The organism is Mariprofundus ferrooxydans PV-1 (assembly GCF_000153765.1).
GTDB classification, from domain to species: domain Bacteria; phylum Pseudomonadota; class Zetaproteobacteria; order Mariprofundales; family Mariprofundaceae; genus Mariprofundus; species Mariprofundus ferrooxydans.
This window is the reverse complement of the sequence record NZ_DS022295.1, coordinates 15,221-27,987: the sequence shown is the minus strand read 5'-3', so window position 1 is coordinate 27,987 and position 12,767 is coordinate 15,221. Positions and strand designations below refer to the sequence as shown.

Sequence of the window (12,767 nt, the reverse complement as noted above, 5' to 3'; positions counted from 1 at the left end):
GGAGATACCAGATGGATTTCGCCATGATTATGGAAAAAATAAGTATTTGGGCTCTGCCCGTTCTGCTGGCCATCATTCTGCACGAGGTAGCGCATGGCTGGGTGGCCGAGCGACTGGGCGATAATACCGCCCGCTGGATGGGGCGTTTGACCCTCAACCCGCTCAAACATATCGATCCGATCGGCACCATTCTGATTCCGATCGCCCTGATCGTTATCGGCTCTCCTTTTCTCTTCGGCTATGCCAAACCGGTACCGGTCAACTTCAGAAATCTCAGGCGCCCCAAACAGGATATGGTACTGGTTGCGCTTGCCGGGCCGGCCACCAATCTGCTGCTCGCCCTGCTCTCCACCGTACTGTTGATTGTAGCCGTACACCTGCCCGCTGCAGCGCACTGGGTGGCTCAACCGCTCTCCCTGATGTGCCAGGCTTCGATTATCATCAACATGGTATTATGTATTTTCAATCTGCTGCCGCTGCCGCCGCTTGATGGCGGACGCGTTGCTGTCGGTCTGCTCCCGGGAGCGGCATCATACAGCCTGTCCAGACTGGAGCCTTATGGCTTCATTATCATCGTCGCATTGCTGGCAACCGGTGTATTGCAAACGATTATCGGCCCTCTGGTACTGGGTAGCGCCGAATTCCTGATTCAGCTGGCCCTGACATAAGCGGATAACCCGGAGTTTTTCATCTGAAAGAGCTGCTCTCAGCCGTCCATCCACAGGAGCAGTCGAGCCCGCAACTCGCTACCGTCTCCATGCAGAAACAGGCGCTTGCGGCGCGATGTATGACCGGAGGCGACATCCACATCCGCGCGGGAGAGATTCAGTGCATCGGCAATAAAACGGACAATGGCTTCATTCGCCTTGCCGTCCTGAGCCGCTTCAGCCACGGCGATTTTTAGCGCATCACCATGCATACCGCGCAGAGCCGGCTTTCTCGCTCCCGGCTGCGCATGAATATTGACATACAGACCATCTTTGCCCTCAATCAGGGCATCATCGATACTCACCCCTGAATCAGGCTAGCTGCAACCCGCGCCAGAGTTGGCACCAGAAAATTATCAATAAACATCAGTATCAGCAGCACAATCATCGGTGAAAAATCGATGCCGCCGATATAGGGCACACGCCGCCGGATCGGAAACAACAACGGCTCAGAGAGCTGGTTGATGATACGTACCACCGGATTATAGGGATCGGGAGAGACCCAGGAGAGTACCGCCCGGGCTATGACAACAATCATGGCAGCCATCAGTACCATATGAATAACACCGGCCAGAGCCTGCAGAAAATATCCGAGTATATACATATCAGCCCGCCAGCTCTTTCGATCTCTTGCTGGCTGCCGCCAGAGCCTTACGCACCGTTGCAGGCAGCCCTTCTTCGAACATCACATCCAGCGCCGCCTGAGTGGTACCACCGGGGCTGGTCACCTGCTGCCGCAGTATTTCGGGCGTACGGCCGCTCTCTGCCAGCATCCGGCCAGCACCCAGCGCGGTTTGTGCCGCCAGTTTGCCGGCCAGCTCCTCGCTCAGACCCAAAGCCACGCCCGATGCCCGCATCACTTCAGCCAGCAGGAAAAAATAAGCCGGCCCGCTACCGGAAACCGCGGTCACCGCATGCATCTGCTGCTCGCTATCCACCCACTCCACCGCGCCGCAGGCTTGCATCAGGTAGGTAGCCCTGTTGTGGTGTTCATCGCCTGCATCACTGTAGAGGACCGACATCCCCTCACCAACCAGCGCCGGTGTATTAGGCATCACCCGCACCAGATTCGCCGATTTTCCAGACAGCCACTCTGCCAGCGACGAAATACTCACGCCGGCAGCAATACTGACGATAGTGGCATCCGTCTTCAGATGTTCGCCCATACCCGACAGTGCGTTTTTCATCTGCTGGGGCTTGACCGCCAGCACCAGCATATCGGCACAGCTGACAGCCTCGACATTATCGGCTGTCGTACGCACGCCGTATATGCTGCTTAATTGCTGACGCCGAGCCTCTGTCGGTTCGGCCACACAGATCAGCTCTGCCGCATGCCCGGCCCGCCGCAGGCCTGCGATCAGCGCTTCGGCCATATTACCGCCGCCGATAAAAGAAATAGTCAGTTGCTGCATCAGTCGTCCCTGTTGTTACGAATATCCAGATCGCCGAACAGTGTTGAGCCCAGCCTTACCATATTTGCACCCGCGGCCACGGCCGCACGGTAATCATGACTCATACCCATACTCAGCAAGCCAACACTCCCACCGAACAATTCGTCCCGCAAGTCGCGCATCGCCGTAAATGCCTCGCCGACATCGCCATCCAGAGGCGCCATCGCCATCAGCCCGCGCAGCTCCAGTCCATCGATAGCGTTTAGTTCAGCAGCAAAGGTCTGCAGAGCAGCGGGATTCACGCCATGCTGAGCGGGATTGGCTGCAATATTCACCTGAATCAATACCGGCAACCTGCGTCCGTCCAGATGCCGGGCTACCGCGGCAGCCGTATCGATATCTTCACAGCTGTGCCACATCGCGGCATGACGGGCAACATATTTGGCCTTGTTCTTCTGCAGCGGTCCGATCATATGCCACTGGCAGTCAGGCCAGCGCAGAGCCCGATCGCGCAAAGCCTGCGGCCGCGATTCACCGAAACAGCGCTGCCCCTGATCTATCAGCGCCTGCACCGCACTATCCGGCGCATATTTACTGATTGCCAGCATGCTCACGCCATCGGCATCAAGCTCATCATGCAACTGCTGCCAGCGCCGGCAGAGCTGTTGCAGTGCTATCTGCTCTGCTGCCGCCGTATCACGCATGATGTTGCCAGGAAACACGCTGATCCAGTGCCCGGCTCAACGTATGCTCATCCAGATATTCCAGTTCGCCGCCCTCGGGCACACCGCGTGAAATCCGCGATACACTCACTCCGGCATGCTGGTAACGGTTAGCCAGATAATGGGCGGTCGCCTCACCATCCACCGTGGCGCTGGTGGCCAGAATGATTTCATTGATCCCCTGTTTCATACGCTGATCCAGCGATGCCAGACGCAACTGCTCGGGGCCCACACCATCGACCGGACTCAGACGACCAAGCAACACATGGTAGCTGCCCCGGTAACCATGTCCCCGCTCCATCATCAGCACATCTACCGGCTGCTCCACCACGCACAGGGTCGCTGCATCCCGGGACGGATCGTCACAGAAGTGACAATGCCCCTGCTCGGAAAAACAGCCACAAACAGGGCAAAAGCCCACCTGTTCATGCAGGCACTCTAATGCCTGAGCCAGCGCTGCTGCGTCTCCCGCCGGCCGGGTCAACAGATTCAAACCCATGCGCATCGCGGTTTTTGGCCCTACACCCGGCAGTGAGGAGAGCATCTCCACCACCCGTGCCAACGGCGCGGGCATACCGGGAAAATGCATCAAAGGGAAAAACCCGGCGGTAGCGGCATACCGGCCATCAACCCCTGCTGCTTCTCCTTGGCAAGCTCTTCCGCTTTCTGCGATGCATGGTTAAATGCCGCGGCAACCAGATCTTCGATCAGGGCCTTATCCTGCTCAGCCCACAACGACGGATCGATCTCCACCTTACGTACGATTTTGTCACCGCCCATCAGCACCTGCACCATACCGCCGCCGGCTTCACCGCTGACCTCCATGGCAGCAAGCTCTGCCTGCATGAGCTTCATATTCTCCTGCATTTTCTTCGCCTGCTGCATCATCTTGCCGATATTCATCATCTGCCCCTGTTCATTTGATATATCACACTATTGTAAGAATCTTACGCCGGTCGCTACCGGTAATAACCTTTGCTGTTCATCAGCCCTGTTCAGCAGATTCATCCGCAACACCTGCCGGCAACACATTCACCAGCTGGGCATCCATCTCCTGCATCAGCGCCTGCAGATGCGGATCGGCCTCTGCGTGCTGACGCATGCGCGCCTTTTCAGCCCGCGCCAGACGTTCACGCTCCTGCGAAATCGATTCACCTTCCCCCGCCTGTCGGGACTCCCAGAACACTTCGCGCCCCAGCCATTCGGCAAAGGCACGCCTGTCCGATGCGTTGATCATGGCTTGCTGATGTTTGTCCAGAGCCAGTCGAACCTTGGCGGAAAATTCCAGACACTGAACATGCTCCAACATCGCAGCCAAACCGGGTTTAAACTCATGTAGCACGGCCACCACCTGCGGCCAGTCCTTACAGCGTTGGCCTGCCGGCTGGTTACTCATCTCCGCTGCGGAGTTGGCCCCGGCTGCATCCTTCAGCGGCAGGTCAGCTTCTGCAGAAGGTGCAGGAGCTGAAGCTTCGGCCTGCCCGCTATCCGACACAGCGGCTTTCGCTGCAATCGTTTCGTTACCGGTTGCCGATGCGGCGGCCGGAAGCGGCGCATTCCCGGCCGGCAACGCACCCACGGCAGAAATGGCATTCAAGCCGCACAAACGCATCAGAATCATCTCAGCGCCCATGCGCTCATCAACCAGTGACAAATCGCGCATGCCGGAAATCAATACCTGATACCTCAGATCCAGCGCCGGGCCGCTTAACTTATCCCGATACTGCTCCAGCCACTGCCGCTGTTCGAGATCCACCTCTTCACCCAGCAACGATTCATCCACCAGCAAACAGGAGAGCTGGTGCCATAAGCGGGCAAGCTCCTGCAACAGCGTACGTGCGCCGTGACCTGTACCGGCAGCCGCTCTCATCTGCTCCACTACCGCCAGCGCATCACCGGCAAAGATCGCATGCGACAGGGATCTGATCCGCGCCACACCGATCTGACCGAGGGCTGCATCAACATCCGCCAGAGCGAGCTTCTTACCGCTGTAGGCCAGCACCCGTTCACTGAGCGAGAGCGCATCACGCACACTGCCATCGGCCGCGCGGGCAATGGCAGCAGCGGCATCGCTATCCGCACTGATCGACTCCTGCTCAAACACATGCGTCAGATAGGCGGCAATTTCGCTTAAACCCAGCCTGCGTAGATCAAAACGCTGGCAACGGGAGCGTACTGTGACCGGCAGCTTTTCCGACTCTGTCGTCGCCAGAATAAACAGTACATGTGCAGGCGGCTCTTCCAGTGTCTTGAGCAGTGCATTAAACGCACTCTTGGAGAGCATATGCGCTTCATCGATAATATAGACGCGTGTTTTCAGGCTGGACGGCGGATAACGCACGCCATCGAGAATTTCCCGCACATCATCCACACCGGTATGGCTGGCCGCATCCATCTCCTGTACATCGAGATTGGAGCCATCGGCAATACCGCGGCAGGCTTTGCAGCGGCCGCAAGGCTCGCCATCTTCGGGCTGCTCGCAATTGGCCGCCATGGCCATCAGGCGGGCGATCGTGGTTTTGCCTACGCCGCGGATACCGCATAGCAGATAGGCATGTGCCAGATTACCGCTGGCAAGTGCATTTTTCAGCGTGCGTACAACCACATCCTGGCCGACCAGATCGGAGAATTGTTGCGGACGCCAGCGTCTGGCCAATACCAAATAAGACATGCAGGCACTCTACGGTTTGCGCCTGCCGCTGCAATGGCCTCCATCGCAGGCGGACAAATCGGCATCCCGGCCGCGCCGACCACAAAAAAAGGCCCGCGCATCGCACGGGCCTTGAAATATCGGATAATCTCTGTTTCGCAAAAAAAGCTTTGCGGGATGATGCACAACCCTTAGTCGAGGCGGGTACGCTCTTCCTGCTCCTGAGCCGTCTTGCACTCAATACAGAGTGTGGTTACCGGACGTGCTTCCAGTCGTTTGACACTGATTGGCCCGCCGCATGCATCGCATTCACCGAACTCGCCATTCTGAATACGCTCAATAGCCTGATCGATTTTCTTGATCAGCCGGCGCTCGCGATCCTTGATTTTCAGGTCGAAATTACGATCAATTTCCATGCTTGCCTGATCGGTAGGGTCGGGGAACGAGGTCTGTTCCTGCTCGGTCATGGCCTGCACATTTTCGCTCTGGCCGATTTCCAGTTCCGCTTTCCAGTCCATCAGTTGTTTCTCAAAATCAGCCAGTTGTTTCTTGGTCAGTGCCATGATATCTCCTCCAGCATACACTTATCCGGATAGTAGAATAACCCAAAAAGGGCGCGAACCTTAGCGACTCTTGCCTATGCTGTAAATAAGACCGCTGCAGCACTCATTATACGACGTATGCATATAAAATACAGCCAAAAATCAACACTGCCTAATCGGCTAACAATGCAGCAAAACCCCGGCACCATTTTTTCGCCATCACGGCCATCGGCGGCGGCGTGGCATACGCATTCACATTCACAGCCGACAGCGTCAGTCCGCACGGTTTTATTGCAGCAAACCAGTGCGGATCAACATCCAGATTCAGCGCCATACCATGATAAGCCACACCATTGGACACCCGTATACCGAGCGCTGCGACCTTGCCCTCACCGATCCAGACGCCGGGAAATCCACAGCGGCGAGTGGCATCAATATCGAGTTCTGCCAGCAGATCAATACAGGATTTCTCCAGCATATGAACATAGTCGCGCACCCCGGTGTGACGCCTGCGCAGATGTATGACAGGATAAAGCAGCAGTTGCCCCGGCCCGTGAAAGGTGGTTTCACCACCGCGATCAATGCCGACCAGCGGTGCCGGTAATCCACTCGTCACGCGATTATCAATGCCGCGGCGGCCGGTGGTATAGACCGGATCATGCTCGCAGCTCCAGATCACTTCGGCATCCCGGCCTGCAGCCACGCCCGCTGCCCGCTGCTGCATCTGCTGCCATATCGGCAGATAGGGCTGGCGCCCCAGCCAGTGGCAGGTGGGTGGTGTGGGTAGCAGATCTTCTGTGTCACGCATCGGCACAAGATGCTAAAGGCAGCCACATCAGGCAAGCAGCGCTGCAATCCCGGCGGTTTACGGCTGCTCCTCATAGAGGGAATCGATCAGCTCTGCATGGCGCTCACTGATTTTACGCCGTTTGAGCTTCAGCGTCGGCGTCAGCAACCCCGCCTCCTGACTCCAGGGTTCATCAACAAAGGCAAATCGCCTGATCTGCATATAACTTGCCAGATCATGCTCATCGTGATGCATGCGTGCCAGCAACCACGCATAAAGATCCGCATCTGTGCGCCACGCTGCCGGTAGCGGCCGCCGCTGCGCCTGTTGCCATACCCGCTGCAGAATCGCCTGATCCACAACAACCAGCGCCGTAACAAAGGGTCGCTGATCGGCAATCACCATCACCTGCTGCACACACGGGTTGGCGGCGATATGCTGCTCAATCACAGCAGGCGATAGCTTCTCACCGTTGGAGAGAACCATAATTTCCTTCTTGCGATCCATAATCGTGATATAACCGTCACCGTCGATGGTCACAATATCACCGGTACGCAGCCAGCCATCGGCATCAAAGGCTTCCGCCGTAGCCAGGGGCTGCTGCCAGTAGCCCTGCATAACCATCGGACCCTTAACCAGTAACTCCCCGTCTTCAGCACACTTGAGCTCCACCCCGGGTAGTGCCGGGCCGACCGTGCCCGGCTTGATATATGCCTGCCTGTTAACCGACAGCACAGGCGATGTTTCCGTCAATCCGTAGCCGGGCAATACGATGATATCGGCCGCCAGCAGAAAGCGGGCAATATCCGGATGCAGGGCAGCACCACCGGAGACAAAGGCGCGAATCCGCCCGCCCATCTTCTCACGCAGGCGGGCATGAACCAGACGATCCAGCAGAGCCCACAGCCACGCAGCAACAGCAGAGAGATCGTCTCCCTGCCGGCGTCTGTTGAAGCGATTCAGGCCCAGCCGCTGGGCCAGCCTGAACAGCCACCGGCTGACGGCGCTCCCGGCTGCCAGCTTCGCATCTACACCGGCATATATCTTCTCATACAGCCGCGGCACCGAAATCATCAGCGTCGGTCGCACCTCCGGCATATCGCGCAGCAGCGTGGTGACCGACTCGGCATAGGCAATCCCGGCACCACAGGCGCTGGGCAAAAAGTGACCGACCGTACGCTCAAAGGCGTGAGAAGCCGGCAGAAAGGAGAGGAACAGATCATCAGCAAATACCGGTACGCCGCCAATGCCCGCTTCGACATCGGCAAGCAGGTTACCGTGCGTCAGCATCACACCCTTGGGGTGACCTGTCGTGCCTGAGGTGTAAATCAGTGTCGCCAGATCTTCGCGATCGGGGCAGGCTGCCTTAAGCCGGTTATCCCATCTCGCATCGGCAGCAATCGAGGCAATACTCTGTTGTTCACCATGAAAGGTGAGCGAGGGGATATTCATCCCTGCCAGTTTGCTCTGTTGCTCACCCTCCTCGACAAAGATCACCGAGACAGCGGCATCGGCAAACACATACTGCACCGACTCGGCCGGATCGGTGAAATAGGCCGGCACGGTCACCGCACCCAGCCGCAAGATAGCAAAATCGGCAATATACCACTCCGGACAGTTATGCCCGAGTATGCCTACCCGATCGCCCGGGGTTACCCCCATCGCCTCCAGCCAAGCAGCTACGCGCAGCACCGCCTGCTGCACACCAATGCGCGACTGTGATTGCCATTGGCCGTCGGGCTGACGGGCATACAGCAGAGGTGCATCCAGCCACTCGGGCGGAGAGGCCAGCAGCAGATCGGAGAGGCAGCGCGCCTCAGCCGCCCGCTTCAGCCCTTCACATTTAGCGGAAGTCACCCAGCAGATCCATCTTTTCCGGCACAGGCAGACCGGCAGCGGCAATACTCTGTTTCAGCGCCTCAACATCGCGACCGGCAAAATAACGCAGCAGCCCGCCCCTAAACGGAGGAAAGCCAATACCATAAACAAACGCGGCATCCAGCTGCACCGGATCATCCACCACCTGCTCCCCCAGACAGGCCAGCGCTTCCACCAGCATCGGAATCAGGCATCCATCGACAACGGCCGCCTGCTCCATCGGCGTTTTTTCGCTACCAAGATCTGCATCGCCCTCATGCTCATGCAGTCCGGCGAGCGGCAGATAACGGGCAAGATCCGGATTCAGGTCGCCCTGCTTCCCCTCCTCATAGATAAAGAAGCCCTTACCGGATTTCTCACCCAGCAGGCCGTCGGCCACCATGCGCGCAAACCACTCCGGCATGGCAAAACGCTGGCCTGCGGCAGACAGGACTTCGCTTAAGTGCGTGCCTACATGCATGCAGATATCCAGCCCCACCCGATCGGCCAGCTCCAGCGCTCCCATCGGCATACCGAAACACTTCAGCGCCCCGTCCACATGCCCGATCTTCTCTCCCGACGCCACCAGCTTCAGAGCCGCCACCATATAGGGCATCAGACAGCGGTTAACGAGAAAGCCGGGACTCTCGGCCACGATGATCGGATATTTACCCCAGGAGACAGCCAGAGCGCACACTTTGTCCACGGTTTCGGGCGTCGTTTTTTCACCGGCAACCACTTCAACCAACGGCATTTTTGGCGCCGGGTTAAAAAAGTGCAGCCCGGCAATACGGCCTGCATTGGCGCGCCGGTGCTGCATATCGCTGATCGACAACGAGGAGGTATTCGACAGCAGCAGCGTATCTTTGCGCACATGTTTACCCAATGAGGCCCACAACCGGCGTTTCACCCTGATATCTTCCAGCACGGCTTCTATCACCACATCAACATCGCTTAAGCCGCTCTCATCGAGCACCGGCCTGATGCGCGCGAGGCGTTTGCTATCGGCACGCCCTTTTTTACGCATCGCCAGTCGTGCAATGCCCTTCATACCGCGTCCCAGCGGCTCAGCCGCCACCTCATGCAGATCCACATCCATCGATTGTGATGCCACCCAGGCGATGCCGCCTCCCATCACGCCTGCGCCATAGACCGCAGCCTTTTGCATCGTTGCCACAGCATCGCGGCCGCGTTTCACCGCCGCCTGTTTTTTCAGTGCTTCACCCAGATAAAACACGCGAATCAGATTTTTACAGGTCGGCGTGACGGCCAGACGCCCCAGAGATTCGGCCTCGCGCGCCAGCGCCGGGGCATCGCTCATGCCGATGATCGCTTTTAGCAGTGCTATCGTCGCCGGCACAGCCGGATAGGCGGCTTCAATGTCCAGATGTTTAAAACGGGCCATAGCCTTTTTCTCCACCTGCCGGAAAAACAGCTCTCTGGCCGGCCATAAACGCAGCCACCACGGCGCAAACGGACGCGATTTGACCTTCCCCCGCTTCGCCAGATAACCGATCGCATCATCGCACTGTTCCGGCCTGGCCGTGAGCGCCGCAAGACCCGCGCGATATGCCCGGTTCACATCAAGCACACTGCCGGAGAGAATCATCTCGACAGCTTTCACCCATCCCACGCGTTTGGGCAGGCGCACGCAACCACCGAAGCCCGGATGAATACCGATTTTGATTTCAGGCAGTCCCAGCATGGTTTTCTTATCATCCACAGCCACGATATAATCGCAGGCCAGCGCCAGCTCCAGTCCTCCGCCCATACAGGCGCCGTGCACCATCGCAATCGACAGCGAGGGTAACCGTTCAATACGCCTGCACAATGCCTGTCCGCGCCCGGCCATCGCTGTGGCTGCCGCCTGCTCCGTTACGCCGGCGATCATCTCCAGATCCGCACCGGCGATAAATGAGCCGGGCATGCCGCTCTCCAGCACCAGCAGAGCCGGCGGAGCGGTTTCCAGTGCATCCAGATGCGCCTCCAGCTGGCTGATGCATTTCTCATCCAGTACATTGACCGACTTGTCACTGCGCTCAAAATGCAGCCTCGTATCTTCATCATTCCGAATCAGCGTTACGACTTGCATGGCTTACTCCCTAAGAAAACGCCGATTTATTCGGCGTTTTCGTGCAGGCCACGGACGACCTGTCAAATCTGTCGCCGCAGGCGATCGCTTTGTAAGCAGCGACAAAACCACGCTTTTGTTGCTGCGTCGTGATTGTTGGCAGGAGCCCACAATCAGCATCCCTCTAACAACATGGCACCGCCCTGTCCGCCACCGATACAGAGCGTAGCCACACCCAGCCCGCCGCCCGTATCCTTCTGCAACTGTCCGAGCAGCGTCAGCACCAGCCGCGCACCGCTGACGCCGACAGGGTGACCTATGGCAACAGCGCCGCCGTGCACATTCAGACGATCCATATCCGGCACACCAATGGGTTTACCACCCAGCTGTTCAGCGGCAAAGGCTTCAGACTCCATCGCCTTCAGGCAGGCCAGCACCTGTACGGCAAAGGCTTCATTGATTTCCATGCGGGTGATATCGCTCATACTGAGACCGCCGGATGCCAGCAAGCGGTGCGTGGCGAAAACCGGCCCCAGGCCCATGCGGGCCGGATCACAACCGGTATAGGCCCAGTCACGCAGATAACCCATGATCGGCCAGCCTTCCGCTTCAGCTTTTTCGCGGTGGCTCAGGATCAACATCGCCGCGCCATCGGTAATTTGCGAGCTATTGCCGGCTGTTACGCTACCCAGCGGCCGGTCGAATGCAGGTTTGAGCTTCGCCAGCGCCTGCAACGTCTGCCCCGCTCTTATGCCTTCATCCCGGTGTACATCGGCATAGGAGGGCGGCGCAAACAGGTGCATCACCTCATCATCAAACCAGCCATCGCTCCAGCCGGCTGCGGCACGCTGATGGCTCATCAGCGCATAGGCATCCTGCTCCGCTCTTGTCACGCCGAACTCCCGTGCCAGTAGCTCGGCTGTCTGCCCCATGCCCATGCCGACGGTCGGATCGGTCAAACCTTCCAGCAATGCAATGCGCGGTTTCCACGGTGCGCGGGCAAGCTCGGCCAGCACGGAGAGTTTCTGCGGCAAGGCTTTCGCGCGCGGCCACTTAGCCATGGCGGCGCGAAAGCGATCGTCAAAGAGCAGCGGCGCATGCGTCATCGATTCCACACCGCCGGCCAACACCACGTCGGCACGTCCGAGTTGAATCTTTTCTGCCGCATCGGTGATCGCCTGCATGCCCGAGGCGCAGTTGCGATGTACCGTATGCGCAGGCACCTGCTGCGGCACACCTGCAGTCAGCGCAATCACGCGGGCGATATTGGACGCTTCCGCCGGCTGTATCACGTTGCCAAGAATCACCTGATCAATATCATCGCTGCTAACCGGTGATCGAGCCAACAACTCGCGCATGGCCATGCTGCCAAGCTCCACCGCACCGAGTTTATCGAACGCGCCGCCAGCCTTTCCCAGTGGCGTTCTCAGCCCCGCCACCACTACCACGTCACGCGGCAGCCCCGTCGCTTTTTTCCCGGATTGAACTGCAGCACTCATATCGACTCCTTCGAACCCGATTCCGGCACGCCGGAAAAATGTATTTTCCCAACCACGCCTGCGCAATGTGATCACTTTTTACGCCGGTTTACCCCAACATGCAAGTCGTACACCTCCGTATTCGGCATGCCAAGACATCATCCAATGCAAAGTGCACTAGCCCTCCAGCCAACAGATTAATTGGCTCCCAGTGTTTGGGCAGGTAAAAATTCCTGCCAATGGGTGAGCATCTGTTAATTTAAAAAGCCAGAAATACCGGCGCTGATGCATTTAAAATAGTCGAAACCTGTCCGAAAAAGCCAGAAACTATTTCATTGCAGGCCACAGGATTCCTTCCCATACATTTGATTTTCGTTGAATCTCTTATCCGGTTTACTATAAACGATAACTCACAGCCCGCAGGACAAAATGAGTGACTACAATTTGCCATTTTATTTCACAAAGACTATAAACGATTTTCCATACGGGGGGAGATATGCAAGTTATGTTTGATTTTCTACCAGACTGCAATACCATGATGCCATGTAAATCAGGACATCAT

13 protein-coding genes are annotated in these 12,767 nt (G+C 57.7%); 1 reads left to right on the top strand and 12 read right to left on the bottom strand.

Annotated elements, in window-relative coordinates:
- The first annotated feature begins 11 nt into the window (after positions 1-11).
- Positions 12-668 carry a site-2 protease family protein gene (locus SPV1_RS06900; protein WP_009850423.1) on the top strand — a complete coding sequence of 219 codons (657 nt, stop codon included), beginning with the start codon at positions 12-14 and terminating at the stop codon, positions 666-668.
- A 38-nt stretch (positions 669-706) separates the two neighbouring features.
- On the opposite strand, the gene SPV1_RS06895 is transcribed toward SPV1_RS06900, so the two are convergent.
- The 12 genes from SPV1_RS06895 to SPV1_RS06840 form a co-directional block, all read right to left on the bottom strand.
- A complete protein-coding gene (locus SPV1_RS06895; RefSeq protein WP_009850422.1) occupies positions 707-1,012 on the bottom strand; it encodes a DUF167 domain-containing protein in 306 nt (101 codons plus the stop codon).
- Positions 1,009-1,311, bottom strand: a complete 303-nt coding sequence (locus SPV1_RS06890; RefSeq protein ID WP_009850421.1) for a YggT family protein — start codon at positions 1,309-1,311, stop codon at positions 1,009-1,011. Before SPV1_RS06890 ends, SPV1_RS06895 begins: the two co-directional genes overlap by 4 nt.
- A 1-nt stretch (position 1,312) precedes the next feature.
- Positions 1,313-2,119, bottom strand: a complete 807-nt coding sequence (gene proC, locus SPV1_RS06885) for a pyrroline-5-carboxylate reductase (RefSeq protein WP_009850420.1) — start codon at positions 2,117-2,119, stop codon at positions 1,313-1,315.
- Complete coding sequence (locus SPV1_RS06880) at positions 2,119-2,802, bottom strand: YggS family pyridoxal phosphate-dependent enzyme (protein WP_009850419.1); 684 nt, start codon at positions 2,800-2,802, stop codon at positions 2,119-2,121. Before SPV1_RS06880 ends, proC begins: the two co-directional genes overlap by 1 nt.
- On the bottom strand, positions 2,795-3,409 hold the full coding sequence (gene recR / locus SPV1_RS06875) for a recombination mediator RecR (protein ID WP_009850418.1): 615 nt from the start codon (positions 3,407-3,409) through the stop codon (positions 2,795-2,797). Before recR ends, SPV1_RS06880 begins: the two co-directional genes overlap by 8 nt.
- Complete coding sequence (locus SPV1_RS06870) at positions 3,409-3,723, bottom strand: YbaB/EbfC family nucleoid-associated protein (protein ID WP_040881726.1); 315 nt, start codon at positions 3,721-3,723, stop codon at positions 3,409-3,411. The genes recR and SPV1_RS06870 overlap by 1 nt, the downstream gene beginning before the upstream one ends.
- A gap of 82 nt (positions 3,724-3,805) precedes the next feature.
- On the bottom strand, positions 3,806-5,491 hold the full coding sequence (dnaX, locus tag SPV1_RS06865; protein ID WP_009850416.1) for a DNA polymerase III subunit gamma/tau: 1,686 nt from the start codon (positions 5,489-5,491) through the stop codon (positions 3,806-3,808).
- Positions 5,492-5,661: 170 nt separating this feature from the next.
- Positions 5,662-6,033, bottom strand: coding sequence for an RNA polymerase-binding protein DksA (dksA, locus tag SPV1_RS06860; protein ID WP_009850414.1), 372 nt, complete (start codon positions 6,031-6,033; stop codon positions 5,662-5,664).
- Between the two features lie 151 nt (positions 6,034-6,184).
- Positions 6,185-6,820, bottom strand: coding sequence for a lipoyl(octanoyl) transferase LipB (gene lipB, locus SPV1_RS06855; protein WP_009850413.1), 636 nt, complete (start codon positions 6,818-6,820; stop codon positions 6,185-6,187).
- 57 nt (positions 6,821-6,877) lie between these two features.
- Positions 6,878-8,656, bottom strand: a complete 1,779-nt coding sequence (locus SPV1_RS06850) for an AMP-dependent synthetase/ligase (protein ID WP_009850412.1) — start codon at positions 8,654-8,656, stop codon at positions 6,878-6,880.
- On the bottom strand, positions 8,643-10,748 hold the full coding sequence (locus SPV1_RS06845) for a 3-hydroxyacyl-CoA dehydrogenase NAD-binding domain-containing protein (RefSeq protein ID WP_009850411.1): 2,106 nt from the start codon (positions 10,746-10,748) through the stop codon (positions 8,643-8,645). Before SPV1_RS06845 ends, SPV1_RS06850 begins: the two co-directional genes overlap by 14 nt.
- A gap of 152 nt (positions 10,749-10,900) precedes the next feature.
- Positions 10,901-12,226 (bottom strand): thiolase family protein, encoded by a 1,326-nt coding sequence (locus SPV1_RS06840; protein WP_050754729.1) that lies wholly within the window; start codon positions 12,224-12,226, stop codon positions 10,901-10,903.
- Positions 12,227-12,767 lie beyond the last annotated feature (541 nt).